Below are 19,678 nucleotides of genomic sequence, written 5' to 3' on the forward strand. Positions count from 1 at the left end.
ATTTAGGGATGCTGAAAAGACTGACCCTCCTGGCTACGGTTGTTTCGCTCGCCGCCTGCGCGCCGAACCCGTACAAAGCCACCAATAAGGTTTACCGCCACCAGAGCAGACACTGGGCGGGCGTTTTAAGAGAGCAGCCGGGCAACGTGCCCGTAGCGGCGGTAACATCGCCCGAATGGGTGGGCACCACCAATTTTAATCTCCGCAAGCCCAATTACGTCATCATTCACCATACGGCGCAAAATTCCTGCGAACAAACGCTGAAGACCTTCACGCTGGAACGCACGCAGGTGAGCGCGCATTACGTGATCTGCCGCAACGGCACGGTGCATCACATGCTCAACGATTACCTGCGGGCCTGGCACGGCGGGGTGGCCAAATGGGGCAGCATGACGGACATCAATTCCTCGTCCATCGGCATCGAGCTGGACAACAACGGCAGCGAGCCGTTCGATTCCGCGCAGATCAACAGCCTGATGGTAGTGCTGGACACGCTGAAACGTCGGTACAATATTCCCGCCGCGAATTTTATCGGGCATGGAGACATTGCGCCGAAAAGAAAGGTGGACCCCAGCGTGCTGTTTCCCTGGGACAGGCTGGCGGCGCGGGGTTTCGGCCTGTGGTACGGCGATACAACGGCCATCAGCGTGCCGGAGCATTTTAATACGCTGCAGGGGCTCCGGCTGGTGGGGTATGATATGAAAGACACGACCGCGGCGATCCAGGCGTTCAAACGCCACTTCATTCCCGGCGATTCGATGACGGCGCCCGGTGAAATGAACGATGCGGCCAAAAAGATCCTGATCGGGGTGATGGAGCAGGCGCAGTAGGGGAAACGATATTGCAAAAAAAAAATAAGCGGAAAGAGAACTTTCCGCTTTCATTTTTCCACGTTACTCAATTCTAAATTAATAGAACGGATTTTGTTCAAGATTAGGATTGAGATCTCTCTCTCCCGTGGGAATCGGCCACCAGTAGTCGCGTGTGGCGTCGAACGAGCGGGTTGCCTGCCGTTCCCTCTTGTAATTATATATGTCGGTGTTCATCACCGTTTCAGCTGTCTTCCAGCGGCGGATGTCGTTGTAATACAGCCCTTCGCCCGCGAGCTCGATCCTTCTTTCGAGGCGGATCACGTCGCGCATTTGCGCCTGTGAAAGACCGGGGGTAATGAAGGGCATTTTAACGCGGCTGCGGATGGAATCCAGCGCGGCGTAAACGGTATTGTCCGGGCCGGTGGCTTCATTTTGCGCTTCGGCGTACATCAGCAGCACGTCTGCATACCGCAGCACGATGAAGTTGGTTTCGGACTGGCCGCCAACGAGGGATTCCTTGTCTTTAGGCGCCGCCGCGGTGTCGTAGATGCTGAATTTTTTCATGCCATAACCGGTAAATGAAAAACGGTTATTGGCCACCACTTTGCCCATGTATTTGTCGCCGGGGAAAGTTAAAGTAGCATACATGCGGGGGTCGCGGTCTTTCCACATATTGGCTTCGCTGTAACCGGAGCCGGGCGCGGTGCGGGGCAGGCCGTTCTTCATCAGGTAGGCGTCTACCAGGTCCTGCAAAGGCGCATTGGTGTTGTATTGACGGCAAATGAGGTCGAAGGAGTTGCCCTGCAGCGGGAAAATGTATTGTACATCGAAGATCACTTCGGCATTGTTCTCGAACTGCGGGAGGAACATTTTGCGGTAATTCGTGTCGAGCTTGTAACCAAAAGAATTGGCGCTGGTGATCACTGCTTTGGCTGCATCTGCCGCCGCCTGCCATTTGGCCTGGCTGTTCGTACCGCCGGTCATCAGCGGGCTGGCCTCATACAGCAGTACCCGCGCTTTCAGGGCCATGGCCGCGCCTTTGGAGGCCCGTCCCGGTTCGGTGGCTTTGTTCGGCAGGCTGGTGATGGCACTTTCAAGGTCAGCCAATACCTGCGCGATCACTTCTTCGCGGGTAGAGCGGGGAACGTCTGAATCGGCTTTCTCGTCGGGCGGGGTGAGGATGAGCGGTGCGCCGCCGTAATAAGTCGCCAGTGTAAAGTAATATAACGCGCGAAGGAAATAGGCTTCCCCCTTCATCCTTTTTGTATCCGCAGGGTCCATGCCGGGCACTTCGTCGATCTTGGCAAGGAGCGTATTGCAACGGCCGATGCCGCCGTAGCTGTCTCCCCAGCGGCCGGTAACAACGCCGCCGGTAGAGGCGTTGTGCTCGCCCATGGCTATGGAGTTAAAGCTGTAGGAATTGCTGTAGTTCCAGGCGTTGGGCGAAAGTGTTTCGTCCCACAAAGCAGTTGCGTTGTTGGAGCCTTTACCGCCATAAAGGCCGTCGTTGCGCAGCACGGAGTAACAGCCTACCAGCCCGGCCGCGGCCGCATCAGGTGAGTTCCAGTAAGTAGATTCCTGGTAGCGGTCGTTAGGGCTTGTTTCGAGCAGGCTTTTGTTGCAGCTTGCCGTCATCAGCAACAATGCGCTTCCCGCCGCTAATAATATCTTTTGCATATGCATGAGTTAAGTAGAATTAAAAAGTAACGTTGATACCGCCGGTGAATGTTTTCAGCATCGGGTAGGTATATAGGTCGTTCCTGTTAAGCAATGATTCCGGGTCGAGATCTTTGAATTTGGAAATGGTCAGCAGGTTTTCCGCATTTACGTACACGGATACGCGGCTGATCTTTACCTTTTCCAGCAGCGAAGCAGGCAATGCATATGCAAGCTGGATATTTTTCAAACGCAGGTAATCGCCGTTCCTGAGCCAGAAGTCGGACAGGTTGGTGAAGTTGCCGGTGCCGCCGGTGGTGAGCAGCGGCAGGCGTGCGTTCGGGTTCTCGGGCGTCCAGGTGTCGCGTGTCCATTCCCAGGTGGCGTTGGCGCCGTTCACGAAAGGATAGGCGAGGTTGGCGCGCGGATAAACTTTTACGCCGGCTACGCCCTGCCATGCCGTGGTGAGCGCAATGCCTTTCCAGTCGATGTTGAAACCGAAACCGAAGGTATATTTCGGCATAATGGAAGACGCGTTCATGATCACGCGGTCGTCGCCATTGATGATGCCGTCCTGCTTTACATCTTTATACCGGATAAAGCCAGGACGCGTATCGGTGCCCTGTTTGGGGCCTTTCGTCACTTCGTCGGCGTTCTGGTAATACCCGTCTGCCTGGTAGATGAAATAGGAGTTGAGCGGGTAACCTTCTTTGGTGATGGTGGCGCCGCTATAGATGATCTCGCCATCGAGGTCTACCACTTTATTTTTGTTGTACGCAACGTTGCCCCAAACGCCATAGTTCACGGAGCGGATGTTGTTGCGGTATTGCAGCGTTATCTCATAGCCGGTATTGTCTACCGTGCCGATGTTGCGCTGCGGGCCGGTGAGATTGCCCACCTGGGCAGGAAGGTTCACGGGGCGAAGGATGCCGTCGGTACGTTTTTTATAAACATCCACGGTAAGGGCAATCCTGTTTTTCCACATGTTCACGTCAAGACCGCCGTTGTAAGTAGTAGTCGTTTCCCAGTGAATACCGGGATCGGTATCCTGCGTTTTTGCGTTGCCCAGTTGCAGCAGGCCGCCAAAACTATAGTCCTGGCCGGTAGCCACGGTCGGCGCATAGCTGTAGAGGTCTACTGCCTGGTTGCCGAGCTGGCCGATGGAGGCGCGTAATTTCAGCTGATCGATGAAATTCACGTTCCAGAATTTTTCCCGGTCGATGCGCCATCCGGCGGAAGCGGCGGGGAAATAACCCCAGCGTTTGTCTTTCGCAAAACGGCTGGAACCGTCTGCACGGAAAGTAAATTCAAAAAGATATTTATCGTCGTAATCGTAGTTGGCACGGCCGAAGTAAGACATGATCACGTCTCTTGTCGTGTTACCGCCGATGGCGTTGAAGGTAAGGCCGGCGTCGAGCGCGGTCAGCGTTGCTTCGCCATTGTCCAGGTAGCCAGTCATGGTGGCATTGAACTGGTCTTTGTCGAAGTTATCGTAGCTGGCACCGATCATCGCCGAAACGTTATGTTTGGTCTTGAAGGTCTTTTTCCAGTCGAGCGTATTGTAGAAGTGGAGAGAAATATCGTTCTCGTCCGTTTTCGCAAAACGCGGCGCGGTAGCCGGGCTGTTCCAGTTGATGGGGGCTCCGGTTTTCGGGTTGAACGTTTGCAGGCGCGGCGTGTTGGTAGACAGCAGGCCGTCGTATTTATCCACTCCGAACTTGATATTGTACGTGATGTCGAAAGGCAGTTTGTATTCCGCATTCACGGTAGACAGGAAACGCTGTACCAGTTTGGTGGTAACGGCGCCGAAAGCATGCAGGCGCGGATGTTCCCAGTTGTTGCGGCCGGCTGTTTTGAGCCAGGAGTTGCCGTAGCGGCCGTCTGCCAGCGTATCGGTGAGGATGGGCAGCGTGCGGCTCATGGCCTGCCAGAAGGTGTTGTAAGTGGGCTGGGTGTAGTTGCGGTAATAGCCGTCCAGCGTGATGCCTACTTTCAGGCGTTTGTTCACGTTCATGGAGGCGTTCAGGCCCAGCGAATAGTTTTTCGCATGGTTGGTGGGGCCGAACTGGATACCGTCGCGGTCGAGGAAGCCGAGTGAAAGGCGGTATTGATATTGATCGGTGCTGGCGGCTACGCTCAGGTCGTGTTTCTGGATAGAGCCATTGTCTACCGCAATCTTGTACCAGTCGCTTTTCGGGTACACGATATTGTCGGTCAGCATACCCTGTTCGTATTCCGCGATATCGTCTTCCGCGTATTCAGCGGCTTTGTTTTCGTTTTTGAGCGCCTGGTTTTTGGTGCGCATGTACACGATCGGGTCGTTGATGGCGTCCGGCAGGTAAGTGGCTTTATGGAAACCGCGGTAGTAGCCGTAGCTCACTTTAGCCGCGCCTTTACCTTTTTTGGTGGTCACGAGAATAACGCCGTTGGCGCCGCGGGAACCGTAAATGGCCGCAGCGGCGTCTTTCAGCACGGAAATGCTTTCGATATCGTTCGGGTTCAGCTCGTCCATGGAATATTCGATACCGTCCACGAGCACGAGCGGGTTGTTGTTATTGAGCGTTCCCACGCCGCGGATGCGGATGGTAGAGCGGTCGATGCCGGGCTGGCTGTTGCTCAGGTTCACGAAGAGGCCGGGCGTGCCATGCAGCGCGTTGCTGACGTTGGTGATGGGCTGGCCTTCTTTTTCGGACATGTCGATGGTGGCAACGGCGCCGGTGAGGGTGGCTTTTTTGCGGGTGCCGTAACCGATCACCACGGTTTCGTTCAGTTTCTGCACGTCTTCCTGCATTTTGATGTCGAGGTTGGCGGCTTTGGTAACTTTGATTTCCTGGGCGAGGAAGCCGATAAAGGAAAGTTTGAGAACGGCGCCGTTGGGTGCGCTGATCTTAAAAACCCCGTTAACGTCGGTGGCTACGCCTTTGAAAGTGCCTTCCACCTGGATGCTGACGCCCATAAGAGGGCTGCCGTCGGCAGCGGAGGTCACCTTCCCGGTGATGGGCAGGTCCTGCGCCCGCAGGCTGGGGGAAGAAAGGCAAATAACCCCGAAGCAGACCGCCAGGAAGCGGAAGAGGAGTGATCGCTTGAAAAGCTCCATAATCATTGAATTTTGCGTTGTTTGAATTGCTTGGTTGAATCGGCATAAGGGCCCTGAAACGATGGCAAATAAAGCTGAGCGGCTGCGATGGTTCCAGTGAGTAGCATTTATATCAGTTTTTGCCCGGAGCGGTACCGGGTTGCTGTTAACGTGGCCCCTTTTTTCTGCGTTTTGTATCAGTATTATTTTATATATCGATTCCGGCTTTTATGTTCTTTCGTTTCGGATCAAAAATATGAAAATTGAAAACAAAAGTAAATAAATTGAAACCAAAACCTAAAATAATCCGTAATTCCTCCCGGAAACAGGTGTAAAAGGCTTAAAAACGGGAGAAAGGGCAGGACAGGCCTGAAAACGACCGTGTTATCGATGTTAAACTATTTTTAAGCTATGTCGCCCGAACCAGGGAATTGCCTATTTTTAGGAAAATCATCCGTATTTTACAGTGAATTGTAATCCCCGGAAAATATAAAAGGGTGATTTTCAATATGCATAACAGAATTTCTACGTTAATTTGTTATAATATCACAACCCATGTCAATGATCAATATCGCGGAGCGGCATAAGTTTATCCTTAGCAGGTTATATGAGAAAGGTTATGTAAACGTCGTGGAACTTTGCAAAGAGCTCGACGTTTCCGGCGTAACAATCCGTAAGGACCTGAAGCTGCTGGAAGATAAATCGCTGCTTTACCGCTCCCATGGCGGCGCGACTGTACAGAACCCCTATACGAACGATAAACCCGTTAACGAAAAGGAAAAGATCCGCCGCGAAGAGAAGAACAACATCGGCAAAACCGCCGCTTCTCTCATCATTCCCGGCGACGCCATTATCATAGCCTCCGGCACCACCGTGCTGGCCCTCGCCAAACACATCCAGCCACGCGGCCCGCTGATGATCATCACGTCCGCCCTCAACGTTGCGCTGGAATTGAACCGCTTTCATGAAATAGAGGTCGTGCAGCTGGGCGGCGTGATCCGCAACAATTCCTCCTCCGTAGCCGGTCCTTATGCCGAAAAGATCCTGGAAGATTTCTCCTGCAGCAAACTTTTCCTCGGGGTAGACGGCATCGACGTGGAATTCGGTCTCACCACCACCAGTATCGCCGAAGCCCATCTCAACCAGCAGATGATCGCCGCCGCGCAGAAAACCATCGTTTTGGCGGATTCCTCCAAATTCGGGAAACGCGGTTTCGGCAGGATCTGCAAACTCGAGGAAGTAGACCAGATCATCACCGACAAAGGCATTTCCGAACATATGGTCAAACTGCTGGAAGACATGGGCATCGAAGTGGTGATCGTGTAGCCGGCGGTAGGGAACGAATACAGGCCTCTACGTAAACAAATATAAATCCCTGTACCATGCTGACTGAACCCTTGCAGGAAGATATTTTCCGGGAAAACGAATTTGTGGAAACCCGCTTCCGCAGCAGGCTGCTGCCGGTTTGGGTGAAGGTGCTGACGTGGTTCACGGCTTTTGTGGCGTTTGTTTTCGCAGCGGTTTGCATCTATGTGCCGTTTGCACCGGACCGGTCTGACCCCGCAATGCCGGCGCCCGTACTGTTCCACTCCATCGGAGCCGTTCTGATCGCGGGCCTTGCGGCCCGTATCTTCTTGCTGCAGGAAAAAAAATGGGCGATTATCGGCGCCGTATTTGCCACGCTAACGAACCTGCTCGTGCTGAGCGCAATGCTGTCTGCCTCAGATGCCGCCGCCGAAGGAAAGATCATGTTGGTGATTTTGTGGAGCCTGACGGCCATAGAGCTTGTTTTCCTCGTAAGGCTTATTTTTATGTTCAAAAAATGGAGGGCTTATCATCCCTCTCCGCGTTAAATAACTAACAGATCCTATATCTATGCTTACCGAACCTGTGCACGAAAATATCTTCCCGGAAAACGAATTTGTGGAAACCCGCTTCCGCGCCAAACTGCTGACCGGTTGGGTCAAAGCCGGCACCGGCATGAGTGTTTTTTTATCGGGTTTAATTGTAATCGCATACCTGTGGTCGCTGTTCAACTCGTTGTTCCTGTTTTGCAAAACTTATACTTATTTTTAAAAAATGGCGCGCTTACGTTTCCTCCGGGCGCAGGGGCTGATCCAAACCATCGCATATGACCGACACTTCCCATACCGAAGACCTGCTGAACGGCCCCGGCCTCGAAGAGCCCGCCGTCCGCAAAGATCTCATCCCCGAATGGATGAAAAAGCTCTTTTGGGTGCTGGTAGCTTACAAGGCGTACTCCATCGCGCGGAGCATCACGTATTATCTCGCCGTTTCGAATACGCCGGAAGCGGTGGATCATATGGGGCGATGGGTGGCTTTCCTTACGCTCGACCTTTTGGAAATGCTGGTGTACCTCGGCTTGCTGGGGCAGTGGAAACCCGCCGCCGCAACGGGAATAGTGGTACTAAGCGTTTCCGTGCTCACGGTGCTGGGTTACTTCGCGAGTTTTCTCGTATCCTACAATAAGATCAGGTTCAGCATGCCTGGCGCTTTGCTGCTCGAAGTGGTGGTCACGCTCGTGTCGTCCGGCCTTCTTATCCTTATACTCATCCGGCTTTTCAGAATCCGCCGCGCCTGGGAAAACGGCGTGCCGGGGAAATAAATTTATACTTATGCCCATGATAGAAGAAGATATCCTCGACGATCCCGGTTTCAGTTCCGGCCCTTACAGGGGAGCGCTTATGCCCCGCTGGTTCAGGGCGATTACCGTATTGGTCATGATAACCGGTTTCGTGTTCATTGCCGGAATGATAGTGGGTATGGTTTCCATTTACCCGCTGATAGAAGACCCGAAGCAGAAATTGCTGCTATCTATCGTTTTTCCGTGTGTTTTGCTCCTGTCGGTTTTTCTCATAACGGGCACGATCGGTTTAATTGCCGAAAAAAGATGGGCGGTAGAACTGAGTTTCTGGACTTGCGTATTGTTTTTCGCGTATCTCACCTATATAGCCGGTATCAGGCTATACGGTATTTTAAACGGGCATTCCCCGAAGGTAGCGGAGAACATCGTCCTGTCTGCTATCTTAGCGCTTTTCCTCGTATTTGTGCTGAAGTTGGCCGGTATCCGGCAGCAATGGAAAACCTGCGAAGCAAAACCTAAAAAATAGTTATGACAAACGTTACATCAGACGAGCTGCTTTCAGCAGAACTTTTTACGCAATACCGGCGCAAACTTTTTCCCGTATGGGCCAAGGTATTTACGGTCATTTTCATGCTGGTTGCCGTTCTCGCATTTCTGGTATTCCTGGCGAACATGGCCTCCGGCACCGCAGGCGAAACGATTGAAAAACTGAAGAACGGATGGGAGCCATGGCTGGGTCTTTTGGCGTTTGTAGGCACGGTGTTGCTGTTGCCCGCCGGCTGGGCCCTGTTTCGGGAAAAAGAGCACGCCGTCTCGTTTTCGCTGGTCGTAACAGGAGTACTTATCCCGTTGGTTTGTTTGGGGTTGGGACAGGAAATTTACAGCTGGTTCAGAGAAGAAACGCTCCTGGAAGAAGTGCTTTTTCTTGCAGTGCTGCTGGGGATACTGGTAATATATTTCATCAAGCTGTTCAGGAACCGCAAGGAATGGAAGTTTCGCGTTTCAAAAATAACCGGCCGCTGATATGGGGAAAAATATAAAAGAAACAGATCTGCTCGATTGGGAAGAATCGGTGGCAATCCGGAAAGACCTGTTGCCAAAATGGGTACGCATTTTACTTGCCATCGCGACCCTTTATCTTATGTACGGGCTCTTTAATAATTGCTGGCTCTTATTCCGGCAGTTTACGCTGCTGTCCGGCAGCGGACTGGGGTTATTCGCTATGGTGCCCGTAGCGGTGTTCATCATTGTCAAGATATTGCTGATAAAAGCCTGTATAGGCATGTTCATGGAAAAGGAAAAAGCGGTGGCATCGGCGATTAGCATGCTGTACATCCAGCTGGTGGCGGAGATTTTGGGCGTTATCGGGCAATTCATGACATATTACCGTTACGATCTCCTGGTTAGTTCGCTGATCTATTTTGCTGTTTCCGAATTGATCGAGCTGGCAGTTTATATCATCCTGATCTGGCAATTGCGGAAAGTAAAAACGCAATGGCCGCTGGCTTCACCGTCACGGAAAATTTTATAGTTCCTCTTTTTCTTTCGGCTTTTCAGGCTCCGGCGGCCGGTTGATGCGCAGCACCACATGACGGATATTCTTCCGGTCCGCCGTATAAGTGATATGCACCGCGCCGTCGCCCGGTGATTGTATCACGGCGGGATAACTGTATTCGCCCGATTTTTCATTTTCCAGCGCAAACGCATTCTGCCATTTAATACCGTCTTCGGATACGGCAACATATAACCGGCTTCTGCCTTCCCACCATTGTTTGCCCGCCAGCAGCGGGTTGTACACGATCACCTTCAGCCCGTTGGCCAACGTAACCGCGTCCGTTCCCGCATTGGGATTGGGCAATTCCGTGGCGCTCAGCGGCCCCCAGGTATTGCCGTTGTCTTTAGACCAGGCCTGCATTACTACGTTATTGCGGCTGCGGCAAAGCAATTGCAGCGAATCATGCGGGTACCGCACAATGCTCGGCTGTATCACGCCGAAGGTATCGTTGTCGATCGCGATGCGCGACCAGTTGCGGCCGTTGCGGTCGGATTTTTCGAGGTGGATGTGCCAGTTTTTATTATCTGCGCTTTCCGTACTGGAAGGGTAGAGGATGTCGCCGTTGGCCAGCTGCAGCGGTTTGTTTTTGATAGGCCCCAGCATGCCGTCGGGCAGTTTTTGCGGCGCCGTCCAGGTTTTGCCGTTGTTGGCTGAGCTCATCATCATGCCCCACCACTCACGCGGGTTTGGCCCGACTTTATAGAACAGGAAAAGCTTGCCCGCTTTGGTTTTAAACAGCACCGGGTTCCAGCAGGGGTAACGCAGCGTGTCGTTGATCACGCCGTTGGCGATTTCCGTCGCAGGGCTCCATTTGCCGTTTTCGTTGAGGGAAATGTACACGCTCACGTCTTTGTTGCCTTCTTTTGTGCCGCCAAACCACGCGGCCATGTATTTTTCCCTGCCAAGCGCCACGATCGTGGAAGCATGACAATTGGCGGTAACCGGCTTATCCATGATCAGCACTCTTTTGTCCAGCTGCGGAACAACCGGCTGCTGCGCCTGCGCGAAGGCGGGCCGTGCAAAACAGATCAAACTCAGGAAAAACAGGCTGCGGCTCATAAGTGAACATGTAACGGATTAAAAAAGCAACCTTGTGAAGGACGCCCCGCACAAGGTTGCTGATGAAGATAATAAAATTTTTGCCGCGGAGTTAATGCAATTCCTTTAAAACGGAAGGGATGATGCCGCTCCGGTAGCTGAACAATTCTTTCAGTTGCCGCGCCACGAACAGCGAATTGGCAAGGTCGCCCAGCCAGCCCAGCGGAATGCGGTAATGCACCATGTCCGTCATTTCAACGCCGTCGCTCACTTCCCGGAAATGATGCTGGTGATGCCAGAAACTGTACGGGCCGAATCGTTGTTCGTCCGCAAAAAAACGCTGATGCTCCACATGCGTGATTTCCGTCATCCAGTAAAGCGGGATGCCCAGCAACGGCCGGATGGTGTATTCAATGAGCTGCCCGGCGTACACGGGCCCTTCCTGCGGTGCGCTGGTCACGCGCAGGGCGAGCGACGCGGGCGTGATGAACGGCAGGTTTTCGGCCCTGCTGAAATAATCCCAGGCCTGGCCGATCGTAACCGGTAAGATTTGTTTGGCATGAATGCGGTAGGTGCGCGACATGCCATAAATCTACCAAATAATCACAAAAGAACGCCCGCCTTCAGGCCCGTTGCTGAGAACGGCGAACCTTTCGGGCGGGCGGTGCATTTTCCGGAAGAATCCGGCAATGACAGGGCATTGCTAACACAAAAACTGCAAAACACTATTTCCCGGAACCCAGGAAGTGGTTTTCTCAGTTACCTGAAAAGCGGCCATCAGCTGACCTTTGGGCAATTCGTTGGCGGTATAGAAAAACCGGAGGTTTTCCTGTTTCATCTGCAATAATTCTTTTACGGCGATCACCATGCCGGACTGTTTGCCGCTGGCGTCGGCGAATTTCCATTCGCGGATGATGCCGCCTTTATCGTCTCTCACGCTCAGTTTGCGGCCGGTGCCGATCTTGCCGCAATGGCTGTAATGGAAGGTGAGCTGGTCGTTAATGTTCGCTTTGTCCAGCTTCAGGCTGGACAATTTTATCTCCTGGCCCACGTATTGTTCGTGGATGAGCTTGTTGTTGAGATATACCTTGAGATGGTCTGCGCCGGCCCAGGCCTGCGTTGCGATGGCGAAAAGGCAGAAGGAGAGGAAGGCGGCTGTTTTTTTGAAAAAGGATGTGCGTTGCATATACTGTGGTTTTTGGTGAACGTTGACAGTACAAAACAACGCAATCGCTTCCGCCCGGGGTAATCGCTTTGACGTCCGGCGCGGTTTGCTTGACGTAATGCCGCGTTAGCCGCTGTGCTCCATTGGGCCGGAGTTTGCCACTGCCAGCAGGAAGTCGTACAGCGGCGTATCGCCCGGCACTTCCAGCTTTTTGCGCAACCGGTACCGGCTGGTTTCCACGCCTCTCACGGAAATGCCCAGCGACTGCGCGATCTCTTTCGTGGTGAGATGGATGCGCAGGTAAGCGCAGAGTTTCATATCGGTGGTGCTCAGGTCAGGGTAACGTTTTTTGAGGACCGATAAAAAGTTGTTGTGCACTTCGTCGAAATGACGGGAAAACTGTTCCCAGTCTTCGGTGTCCTGCTCCGCTTCGTCGAACAGGCGCATTACTTTTTTGAAAGGATAATGCGGCAGCGGCTCGATCTTTTTGATGGCTGCCAGCAATTCTTCCCGGATCGCAAAAAGCAGCTTGCCGCGCTGCAGCAGGTGCATGGTGGCGGTGGCCAGCTCTTTATTTTTGAATTGGATGTCGGTAGCGAGTTTGTCGTGCTGCAGGCTGATGAGCTGTTTTTCGCGCTGTTCCTTTTCGTATTGATGATGCAGGATGAGCTGTTCCTGTTTGCGTTGATAACGCCGCTGCTGCGCAGCGAATTTCCGTTTCTGCAAAATATAAGCGCCCCACGCGAGCGCCAGCCCGGCGGCCACGTACAACGACTTCGCGACGGCGGTGAGATGCCATGGCGGCAGGATGCGGAAGGCGTAAGTGGCCACGGAAGAGACGTTGCCGAGATGGTCGCGGGCCTTTACGGCAAAGGTGTAGCGGCCGTGGGGAAGATTGGTGTAATCTTTTTCCGTGCGTGCGGCCCATTCGCTCCAGCCGGGATCGAAACCTTCGAGGCGGTAGCTGAACTCCATGTTGCCGCCATGCCCGCAGGCGGGGGAAGCGTATTCGAAATGAAAACCGGAAAATGAGGCGGAAAGCGATTTAAAAGCCGCTTCGCGGGAGGGGAGAAAACCGCCGAAAAGCAGGCTGTCCCTGTCTCCGCGGGCGTTTACCTGGCTGATCATCACGCGCGGTTCTTTTTTGGGCTGGCGGTATTTTTTATAATTGATATGATACATGCCTTTTTCGCCGCCGATAAAAATATTTTCTTCATTAAAAGGATAGATATTTTCAAAACCCGTTACGATCATGCCTTTCAGCTCGGGGAACAACATGGTGCGGTAAGGTTTGCCGTCGTGATTGCGATGAAAGTCCACAACGCCGGGCGTTTTGTTGGACACGAACCAGATGTTGCCCACGGGGTCTTCCGTCATAAACTGGACGGGCACCGCGCCCAATACGGGAAAAAGCCAGGGCGAAGGCGCGAACGTTTGCCTGACGGGATCGAATTCGTAAATGCCGGCCTGTGTGGCCACCACCATGCGTCCGCGGATGCGGAACACGAAGTTGTTATTGTCCGAAGGCAAGCCGTGACGGCTGTTGAAAAGGGTGAATCGAAGCGTTGTGTCTTTGTCTGTCACGATGCGGTACACGCCGCGGTAGGGATGGGAAGCCCAAACGATACTGTCCTGCTCGGCGGTGAGAAACCGCAGCGATTCGAACAGCACGTTCACCTGGAGGGTTTTGCTGAAGCTGCCGCCTGTTTGCCGCATGGTGCGCAGGCCGTTGTAACAGCCGATGAGCGTTCGCGTGGCCTGCGGCAGAAAAAGCCAGCAGCCGGTGCCTTTCAGCAGCGGTTCCGCCAGTTTTTCACCGATCCTGAAAGCGCCTTCGTGATGGCCCATCAGCAGCTGCCCGCCGCTTACGGAAAGGCTCCAAACCTGGCCGCCGGTTTGTTCCACTTTCCGGAAGCGGTTTTCCTGGAAGCTGAGGTCTGCGTAAGTTTCAGGTGGGTTAGTGCTGAAAGTTTTACTGCCGGCGCCTTCCGGCGCTTCCTGCGGCCGCAGCGAGGCGTGATAAACGTTATTGTTTTGGGAACGGGACGGCGATGTTGGCTGGCGGTCGTCCAGCGGGGACACGAACAATCCATCGGAAGTGCCGATATACAATTTGCCGTTGAAGACCCTGGCGGCGTAAGTGCTCAGGTACTGGTGTTTGTCCGGGTGTATCTGTTTGATGGCGTTGTTATACCGTATCATATCGATGCCGTTGTCCAGCGCCAGCCAAAGGTTTTGCCCGCCGTCGGGGAAGATCTTGCGCACGCTGTTGTGCTGCAGGCCTTCCTGCAGGCCGAATTGCTGCACGATGGCGCCGGTATGCCGGTTCAGGATAAAACAGCCGGCTTCCGCAGTGCCGATAAGGAGCTGATCGTTTTTCCAGGCCATGGCGCATTGTATCCGGGCTTTTTGCAGTGTTGCGGCGGCGGGAGTGGTGAATGGATGAAGCTGCCCGTTGTGCAGCCTGAAAATGCCGTGTTTATAAGTGAAAAGCAGCAGCGTGTCTGCCGTATGTTCGAGCACGGCGGTGAGCAGCAGCTGTTTTTCCGCCACGGCGCGGCTGAGCTGTTTCCATCCGTTGCCGTTGAACCGAAGCAGGCCCATACGCGCGTCCTGCGCGTACAAACCTTGTTCCGAACGGCACAGCAGCCGCCATTCGCCGGGCGCGTGATATACCTGCACACGGTTTCCGTGATAAACGAAGATCTTGTTGTTGCTCCGGAAAAAAACCTGGCCGTTGTAAAGCTCGATGTTCCAGATGTCCGCAAATTCCCTTTCGCCCGCCGGAATGAGCGGTTTAAGGGAAGTATACCGCAACACGCCGTCTGCATCGGCGCGGTAATACCCGAAATCGTCCTGCGCACCGGCGTAAATGCGGCCGCTGTCGTCGGTCTTTACCGAACGGAGACGGGTGTGATTGGGCACAGGCAGCATTTTCCAGCCGTGACCGTTGAACGTCAGCAAACCTTCATTATTGGCGAAATACAGGATACCCTGGGCGTCCATATCCGCATCCCAGGTTTGGCCGCCGCCGGAATATTGCTGTTTGCTGAAATGGAGAACAGACGGGGCGCCGATCACCTGGCGCGCTTGGGTAACGGCTGCCCAGAACAGGGGCAGCACAAACAACAGCCTTCTCATTTTCATAACGTGGTTTGAAATAAAAATATACTAAATCCCGGTGAAGTAGCGCAGACGTATTTGTCTGCAATTGATTTTCAATTTGTTAGTAAAAGTTGTAGTAGAATTGGCGTACCACGGGAAAGGGTATCACACGATTAATTCAGGATATTTGACCCTTGTAGCCACGTTATAGAAAACACTTCCGCATATATCCGGGCGGAAGAGAGCACTATAGTTCAACCCGGCATTATTCACACGTTAACAGAAAAACTATGAAACTGCATTCCTTATTTTTACCGGCATCTGCTGCGCTGGTAACTTTCCTTTTCTTTTCGGCCTCCTGCACCAAAAAAATGGACGCCGCCGCCGATGAAAAAGTTCCGCTGGAAGATAAAAAAGCGGCCGTTCAGGCAGCGGCGCTCCAGCTGGTTTGGCAGGACGAGTTCAACGGTTCCAGCCTCGATCTGTCCAAATGGGGCTACGAAAACGGCGACCTGGGCGTGAACAACGAGCAGCAATATTACCAGACGCCCAACGTAGCCGTTACCGGCGGCAATCTTGTGATCACTGCGCGTAAACAAAGCGTGGGCGGCAAACCTTACACGTCCGGCCGTATCAATTCCAACGGCAAATTCTCCAAACGTTACGGCCGCATCGAAGCGCGTATCAAATTGCCCGCTGTGCAGGGCCTCTGGCCGGCCTTCTGGATGCTGGGCTCCAACATCGGGCAACCGGGCGTGGGCTGGCCGCGTTGCGGGGAGATCGACATTATGGAACATGTGAACACCGGCAATACCGTGCTGGGCACCATTCACTGGTGGAATACCGCCTACAGTTACTACGGCGGCAATACGACCACTTCACCGACCAATTACCACATTTACGCCATTGAATGGGACGCGGCGGGCATCCGCTGGTTTGTAGACGGCGTGCAGTTCCACTCCGCCAACATTCTGAACAATATCAACGGCACGGAAGAGTTCCACAACAATTTTTTCATCATCCTCAACCTCGCCGTAGGCGGCAACCTGCCCGGCCAGGTGATCAACGATAGTGCATTGCCCGCTACGATGATGGTGGATTATGTGCGCGTGTACAACATCGTGGACAATCCCGGCGATATCCCCATCGGCTCGGTGATCTCCCTCAGGGGGAACAACAATCAATACGCAAGCGGCGAAAACGGCACGCAGGCAATGCGCTGCAACAGGGCCACGGTCCAGGCCTGGGAACAGTTTACCGTGGTGGATGCGGGCGGCGGAAAAGTGGCGCTCCGGAGCATGAGCAAATATGTGTCTTCCGAAAACGGTACGCAACCCATTACCTGCAACCGCGCTACCATCGGCGACTGGGAGAAATTCGACTGGATCTCCAACAGCGACGGCACCTTTTCATTACGCGGCAACAACGGCAATTATATATCCAGCGAAAACGGCGTGCAGGCCATGACCTGCAACCGTCCCGCAATAGGCGGATGGGAGAAGTTCACCAATTAAGCCTGAAAGGCTTTCTGTCTATTATTCACGTTAAGAAACAAAAACGAGAAAAATGAAATTCCACTTCCACGCTTTAGGCGCATCAACCCTTGCGCTCGCGCTTTTCATTACATCCTGTTCCAAGCCCGCGGCAGAGAACCGGGAAGAACCTGTATCACTGGAAAACGAAACATCCGCCACCGCGGGGATCCAGGCGATCAATTCCTCTTTTTCCGAAAACTGGAACAGCTACACCCATGGCACCCAGTATTCACAATCGCAGGCTGCGGCCGATTTCGGGAACATCTCCGGTTGGAATGCCGGCCGTTCCATGATCTCCAACGGCAACCTGCGCATTACGCTTGAGCCAAACGCGCTATCTGGCGCCGGCGGCGTAGTGTCCAACATCGATGTAAGCGACGGCTCGGAATACCAGGTGAGCTTCACCATCCGGTTCCACAGCCAGTTCGACTGGAGCCGGGGCGGCAAGCTCGGTTTCGGCCTGTTCATCGGCGACGGCAATGCAGGCGGAGACCCCGCCTGGGACGGCAATGGCGGCAGCTTCAGGCTGATGTGGTACAACAACAACGGAACGGTGTATTTCCATCCCTACGTGTACCACCGCGACCAGGCAGGCCAGTACGGCGATAACTTCGGCGTGCGTTATCCTTCCTCCGGCAGCCTGCAGAAAGGGCAGACCTACAACGTTACCCTCTATGCAAAAAGCAACACCGGCTCCAATACCAACGGCCGCGCCAGGCTCGTCATCAACGGCACCACCGTGCTGGACAGGGCCATGCGCTGGACCACCAACGACAGCAAACGCCTCATCAGGAACGTCAGCTTCCATACCTTCCGGGGCGGCAGCCAGAGCTACTGGATGAGCTCCACCGTCGGATATGTGTATTATGACGACCTGGTGGTAACCAAGATCAATTAACATATCGCAACTTCTCCCACCGCTTTGAACAACGCGCAGAGCCGGGCATTCCTCCGGGAATGGTCCCGGTTCTGTTTTTTACAGGCATGATTTATTTTGTTTTGATTGAAAGTCTAGTTAAATTGTAGACTATTTGTTGTCATTTAAAAAATCATACATCATGTCTAACACCCCTTTACGGTTCGAAACGCTCCAGGTGCATGCCGGTTATCAGCCAGACCCTACTACCAAAGCTGCGGCGGTGCCCATTTACCAAACAACTTCTTACACTTTCGACAGCGCCGATCATGCGGCGGACCTGTTCCAGCTGAAACAATTCGGCAACATTTACACCCGCATCATGAACCCGACCACCGACGTGTTCGAAAAGCGGGTAGCCGCGCTGGAAGGCGGCGTGGCGGCGCTGGCCGTGGCTTCCGGCCAGGCGGCGCAGTTTATCGCTTTGCACAACATCCTGCTGCCGGGAGATAATTTCGTAACCTCCGGTTACCTGTATGGCGGCACTTACAACCAGTTCAAGGTCAGTTTTAAAAGGATAGGGGTGGAAGCGCGTTTCGCCGACCTCGACGATCCTGCCAGCTTTGAATCAAAGATCGACGGCCGTACCAAAGCCATTTATGTTGAAACCATCGGCAACCCTGGTTTTGCTATTCCCGATTTTGAAAAGATCGCGGCTATCGCGAAAAAACATGATCTGCCGCTGGTGGTAGACAATACTTTCGGCGCGGCGGGCTATCTTTTCAGGCCGATCGAACATGGCGCCAACGTTGTTGTGCAGGCCGCCACCAAATGGATCGGCGGACATGGCAACAGCATCGGCGGCGTGATCGTGGACGGTGGCAATTACAACTGGGGCAACGGCAAGTTCGAGCAGTTCACTTCGCCGGACGAAGCCTACCATGGCATGCAATTCTGGGACGTGTTCGGTTCCCACAGCCCCTTCGGCAATATCGCCTACATCATCCGCGCAAGGGTGGCCGGCCTGCGTAGCTGGGGCCCCGCGCTGGGACCGCAAAACTCCTTTTTGTTCCTGCAGGGCCTCGAAACCCTCAGCCTGCGTGTACAACGTACCGTCGAAAACGCACAGGCGCTCGCCGAATGGCTGGAAAAACACCCGAATGTGGAACGCGTAAATTACCCCGGCCTGCCCGGCAACCGTTACCACGAACTGGCGAAAAAATACCTGAAAAACGGTTTCGGCGGCGTGCTGAGCTTCAAGATCAAAGGCGGCCGCGAAGCGGCAGACAAACTCGTCGCCAGCCTGCAGCTTATTTATCATCTCGCGAACGTCGGCGATGCGAAAACGCTCATCATTCACCCCGCCACCACCACGCACCAGCAGCTGAGCGAGGAAGAACAACGCGCGGCAGGCGTGGAGCCGGGCTTATTACGCATTTCCCTCGGCATCGAACATATCGAAGATATCAAAGGCGATCTGCAGCAGGCGTTTGAGAAGGTTTGAGAACACGTCCTGCATTCTGAAAAATTTTCCCCCCGGTCCGCTTCCTTTATATAAGCAGATCGGGGGGTCGTTAATTCAGTAAATGAGACGGGTAAAACATCACAGGTCCTTTTTCTGAATTGCCCGCATTTTGCCTATAAGTATATCCACTTTCTGCAGCGCCAGTTTTGCCTGTTCGCGTTTCAGTCTTTCTTTTTCGGCGTCCGCAATAGCCGGGTTGGCCAGGACCCTTTCCATTTCAAGCGTGATTTTTTTATCGAGCTGCCTTTGCTGCATCCATTGGTCGATCCTGAAATATTGTTTAGTCAATAGTTTCCACAGCCAGGTAGAAAACACTGATACAGCAGGAGAAACCATTGTAAGCCAGAACCTGGCCAGCGACGGTTCGGGAATATTTCTTGCTATTAAAAGCAAACAGGTTCCCAGGCTCACAGCAATCACATTGCCGGCAGCACTTTGTTTGTAAATAATGATTGGGCTAGTTTGATCGGGCGTTGGGTTAACAAATGATTTTTCCAAAATTTTAAAATTATTTTATTCCGTTTTCGATGATCAATTGCCTCATGAGCTCGAGCGCTTTCAAACGGTGTGCCAGTCGCTCCTCCGGATCGGCGGAGGTGTCGCTCTTTCGGAACAGCCTGTTTATTGTCCGCATTTTCAAGCCGAACTTCAGCTGATCATAAATGATCAAAACAAACGGGTAAGCAATACCCATCAAACACAGGATGAGAATAATTTTGTCAACAATGGGAGACATGGTATTCGGTTTTT

General features: G+C 53.4%; 19 protein-coding genes. 11 read left to right on the top strand and 8 right to left on the bottom strand.

Going from position 1 to position 19,678, the window contains the following annotated elements; all coding sequences use genetic code 11:
• Nucleotides 1-8 precede the first annotated feature (8 nt).
• Nucleotides 9-830 (top strand): N-acetylmuramoyl-L-alanine amidase, encoded by an 822-nt coding sequence (locus tag J7I43_RS06350; protein ID WP_209144387.1) that lies wholly within the window; start codon nucleotides 9-11, stop codon nucleotides 828-830.
• Nucleotides 831-908: 78 nt separating this feature from the next.
• On the opposite strand, the gene J7I43_RS06355 is transcribed toward J7I43_RS06350, so the two are convergent.
• Both J7I43_RS06355 and J7I43_RS06360 read right to left on the bottom strand, forming a co-directional pair.
• Nucleotides 909-2,489 carry a RagB/SusD family nutrient uptake outer membrane protein gene (locus J7I43_RS06355; protein ID WP_209144389.1) on the bottom strand — a complete coding sequence of 527 codons (1,581 nt, stop codon included), beginning with the start codon at nucleotides 2,487-2,489 and terminating at the stop codon, nucleotides 909-911.
• 19 nt (nucleotides 2,490-2,508) lie between these two features.
• The gene (locus tag J7I43_RS06360; protein WP_209144391.1) at nucleotides 2,509-5,565 is read right to left on the bottom strand and encodes a SusC/RagA family TonB-linked outer membrane protein; all 3,057 of its coding nucleotides are present in this window, start codon (nucleotides 5,563-5,565) and stop codon (nucleotides 2,509-2,511) included.
• Nucleotides 5,566-6,099: 534 nt separating this feature from the next.
• On the opposite strand from J7I43_RS06360, the gene J7I43_RS06365 reads away from it, so the two are divergent.
• Genes J7I43_RS06365 through J7I43_RS06395 form a run of 7 tightly spaced genes read left to right on the top strand, consistent with a single transcriptional unit; the run spans nucleotide 6,100 to nucleotide 9,680 of the window.
• Complete coding sequence (locus tag J7I43_RS06365; RefSeq protein ID WP_209144393.1) at nucleotides 6,100-6,870, top strand: DeoR/GlpR family DNA-binding transcription regulator; 771 nt, start codon at nucleotides 6,100-6,102, stop codon at nucleotides 6,868-6,870.
• Between the two features lie 56 nt (nucleotides 6,871-6,926).
• On the top strand, nucleotides 6,927-7,397 hold the full coding sequence (locus J7I43_RS06370) for a hypothetical protein (protein ID WP_209144395.1): 471 nt from the start codon (nucleotides 6,927-6,929) through the stop codon (nucleotides 7,395-7,397).
• A gap of 22 nt (nucleotides 7,398-7,419) precedes the next feature.
• Complete coding sequence (locus tag J7I43_RS06375; protein ID WP_209144397.1) at nucleotides 7,420-7,620, top strand: hypothetical protein; 201 nt, start codon at nucleotides 7,420-7,422, stop codon at nucleotides 7,618-7,620.
• Between the two features lie 55 nt (nucleotides 7,621-7,675).
• Nucleotides 7,676-8,170, top strand: coding sequence for a hypothetical protein (locus J7I43_RS06380; RefSeq protein ID WP_209144399.1), 495 nt, complete (start codon nucleotides 7,676-7,678; stop codon nucleotides 8,168-8,170).
• A gap of 10 nt (nucleotides 8,171-8,180) precedes the next feature.
• Nucleotides 8,181-8,675, top strand: a complete 495-nt coding sequence (locus J7I43_RS06385; RefSeq protein WP_209144401.1) for a hypothetical protein — start codon at nucleotides 8,181-8,183, stop codon at nucleotides 8,673-8,675.
• A gap of 2 nt (nucleotides 8,676-8,677) precedes the next feature.
• Entirely contained in the window at nucleotides 8,678-9,172 is a 495-nt protein-coding gene (locus tag J7I43_RS06390; RefSeq protein WP_209144403.1) for a hypothetical protein, read from the top strand.
• A gap of 1 nt (nucleotide 9,173) precedes the next feature.
• Nucleotides 9,174-9,680: a hypothetical protein gene (locus J7I43_RS06395; RefSeq protein ID WP_209144405.1), complete on the top strand. Its 507-nt coding sequence runs from the start codon at nucleotides 9,174-9,176 to the stop codon at nucleotides 9,678-9,680.
• Here J7I43_RS06395 and J7I43_RS06400 read toward each other — a convergent pair.
• The 4 genes from J7I43_RS06400 to J7I43_RS06415 all read right to left on the bottom strand — a co-directional run bounded on the left by J7I43_RS06400 (nucleotide 9,675) and on the right by J7I43_RS06415 (nucleotide 15,054).
• A complete protein-coding gene (locus tag J7I43_RS06400; RefSeq protein WP_209144406.1) occupies nucleotides 9,675-10,763 on the bottom strand; it encodes a sialidase family protein in 1,089 nt (362 codons plus the stop codon). The two genes, J7I43_RS06395 and J7I43_RS06400, sit on opposite strands and share 6 nt — an antisense overlap.
• 91 nt (nucleotides 10,764-10,854) lie before the next feature.
• On the bottom strand, nucleotides 10,855-11,325 hold the full coding sequence (locus tag J7I43_RS06405; RefSeq protein ID WP_209144408.1) for an SRPBCC family protein: 471 nt from the start codon (nucleotides 11,323-11,325) through the stop codon (nucleotides 10,855-10,857).
• A gap of 120 nt (nucleotides 11,326-11,445) precedes the next feature.
• On the bottom strand, nucleotides 11,446-11,928 hold the full coding sequence (locus J7I43_RS06410) for a hypothetical protein (protein WP_209144410.1): 483 nt from the start codon (nucleotides 11,926-11,928) through the stop codon (nucleotides 11,446-11,448).
• 105 nt (nucleotides 11,929-12,033) lie between these two features.
• A complete protein-coding gene (locus tag J7I43_RS06415) occupies nucleotides 12,034-15,054 on the bottom strand; it encodes a helix-turn-helix and ligand-binding sensor domain-containing protein (protein ID WP_209144412.1) in 3,021 nt (1,006 codons plus the stop codon).
• A 248-nt stretch (nucleotides 15,055-15,302) separates the two neighbouring features.
• Here J7I43_RS06415 and J7I43_RS06420 point away from each other — a divergent pair, with 248 nt between their 5' ends.
• From J7I43_RS06420 to J7I43_RS06430, 3 genes are all read left to right on the top strand, one after another.
• Nucleotides 15,303-16,526, top strand: a complete 1,224-nt coding sequence (locus tag J7I43_RS06420) for a family 16 glycosylhydrolase (RefSeq protein WP_209144414.1) — start codon at nucleotides 15,303-15,305, stop codon at nucleotides 16,524-16,526.
• Nucleotides 16,527-16,578: 52 nt separating this feature from the next.
• Nucleotides 16,579-17,445 (top strand): polysaccharide lyase, encoded by an 867-nt coding sequence (locus J7I43_RS06425; protein ID WP_209144416.1) that lies wholly within the window; start codon nucleotides 16,579-16,581, stop codon nucleotides 17,443-17,445.
• Between the two features lie 160 nt (nucleotides 17,446-17,605).
• On the top strand, nucleotides 17,606-18,907 hold the full coding sequence (locus tag J7I43_RS06430) for an O-acetylhomoserine aminocarboxypropyltransferase/cysteine synthase family protein (RefSeq protein ID WP_209144419.1): 1,302 nt from the start codon (nucleotides 17,606-17,608) through the stop codon (nucleotides 18,905-18,907).
• A gap of 99 nt (nucleotides 18,908-19,006) precedes the next feature.
• Here J7I43_RS06430 and J7I43_RS06435 read toward each other — a convergent pair whose 3' ends face one another.
• Both J7I43_RS06435 and J7I43_RS06440 read right to left on the bottom strand, forming a co-directional pair.
• Nucleotides 19,007-19,426 carry a hypothetical protein gene (locus tag J7I43_RS06435; protein WP_209144421.1) on the bottom strand — a complete coding sequence of 140 codons (420 nt, stop codon included), beginning with the start codon at nucleotides 19,424-19,426 and terminating at the stop codon, nucleotides 19,007-19,009.
• 10 nt (nucleotides 19,427-19,436) lie between these two features.
• The gene (locus J7I43_RS06440; protein ID WP_209144423.1) at nucleotides 19,437-19,664 is read right to left on the bottom strand and encodes a hypothetical protein; all 228 of its coding nucleotides are present in this window, start codon (nucleotides 19,662-19,664) and stop codon (nucleotides 19,437-19,439) included.
• Nucleotides 19,665-19,678 lie beyond the last annotated feature (14 nt).

It is taken from the genome of Chitinophaga chungangae (genome assembly GCF_017742215.1).
GTDB lineage: Bacteria > Bacteroidota > Bacteroidia > Chitinophagales > Chitinophagaceae > Chitinophaga > Chitinophaga chungangae.

Bases quoted from the DNA above. Each gene is read 5' to 3' on its own strand.
- J7I43_RS06350 (WP_209144387.1), top strand. From the start codon at position 9: ATGCTGAAAAGACTGACCCTCCTGGCTACGGTTGTTTCGCTCGCCGCC.
- J7I43_RS06355 (WP_209144389.1), bottom strand. From the start codon at position 2,489: ATGCAAAAGATATTATTAGCGGCGGGAAGCGCATTGTTGCTGATGACG.
- J7I43_RS06360 (WP_209144391.1), bottom strand. From the start codon at position 5,565: ATGGAGCTTTTCAAGCGATCACTCCTCTTCCGCTTCCTGGCGGTCTGC.
- J7I43_RS06365 (WP_209144393.1), top strand. From the start codon at position 6,100: ATGTCAATGATCAATATCGCGGAGCGGCATAAGTTTATCCTTAGCAGG.
- J7I43_RS06370 (WP_209144395.1), top strand. From the start codon at position 6,927: ATGCTGACTGAACCCTTGCAGGAAGATATTTTCCGGGAAAACGAATTT.
- J7I43_RS06375 (WP_209144397.1), top strand. From the start codon at position 7,420: ATGCTTACCGAACCTGTGCACGAAAATATCTTCCCGGAAAACGAATTT.
- J7I43_RS06380 (WP_209144399.1), top strand. From the start codon at position 7,676: ATGACCGACACTTCCCATACCGAAGACCTGCTGAACGGCCCCGGCCTC.
- J7I43_RS06385 (WP_209144401.1), top strand. From the start codon at position 8,181: ATGCCCATGATAGAAGAAGATATCCTCGACGATCCCGGTTTCAGTTCC.
- J7I43_RS06390 (WP_209144403.1), top strand. From the start codon at position 8,678: ATGACAAACGTTACATCAGACGAGCTGCTTTCAGCAGAACTTTTTACG.
- J7I43_RS06395 (WP_209144405.1), top strand. From the start codon at position 9,174: ATGGGGAAAAATATAAAAGAAACAGATCTGCTCGATTGGGAAGAATCG.
- J7I43_RS06400 (WP_209144406.1), bottom strand. From the start codon at position 10,763: ATGAGCCGCAGCCTGTTTTTCCTGAGTTTGATCTGTTTTGCACGGCCC.
- J7I43_RS06405 (WP_209144408.1), bottom strand. From the start codon at position 11,325: ATGTCGCGCACCTACCGCATTCATGCCAAACAAATCTTACCGGTTACG.
- J7I43_RS06410 (WP_209144410.1), bottom strand. From the start codon at position 11,928: ATGCAACGCACATCCTTTTTCAAAAAAACAGCCGCCTTCCTCTCCTTC.
- J7I43_RS06415 (WP_209144412.1), bottom strand. From the start codon at position 15,054: ATGAAAATGAGAAGGCTGTTGTTTGTGCTGCCCCTGTTCTGGGCAGCC.
- J7I43_RS06420 (WP_209144414.1), top strand. From the start codon at position 15,303: ATGAAACTGCATTCCTTATTTTTACCGGCATCTGCTGCGCTGGTAACT.
- J7I43_RS06425 (WP_209144416.1), top strand. From the start codon at position 16,579: ATGAAATTCCACTTCCACGCTTTAGGCGCATCAACCCTTGCGCTCGCG.
- J7I43_RS06430 (WP_209144419.1), top strand. From the start codon at position 17,606: ATGTCTAACACCCCTTTACGGTTCGAAACGCTCCAGGTGCATGCCGGT.
- J7I43_RS06440 (WP_209144423.1), bottom strand. From the start codon at position 19,664: ATGTCTCCCATTGTTGACAAAATTATTCTCATCCTGTGTTTGATGGGT.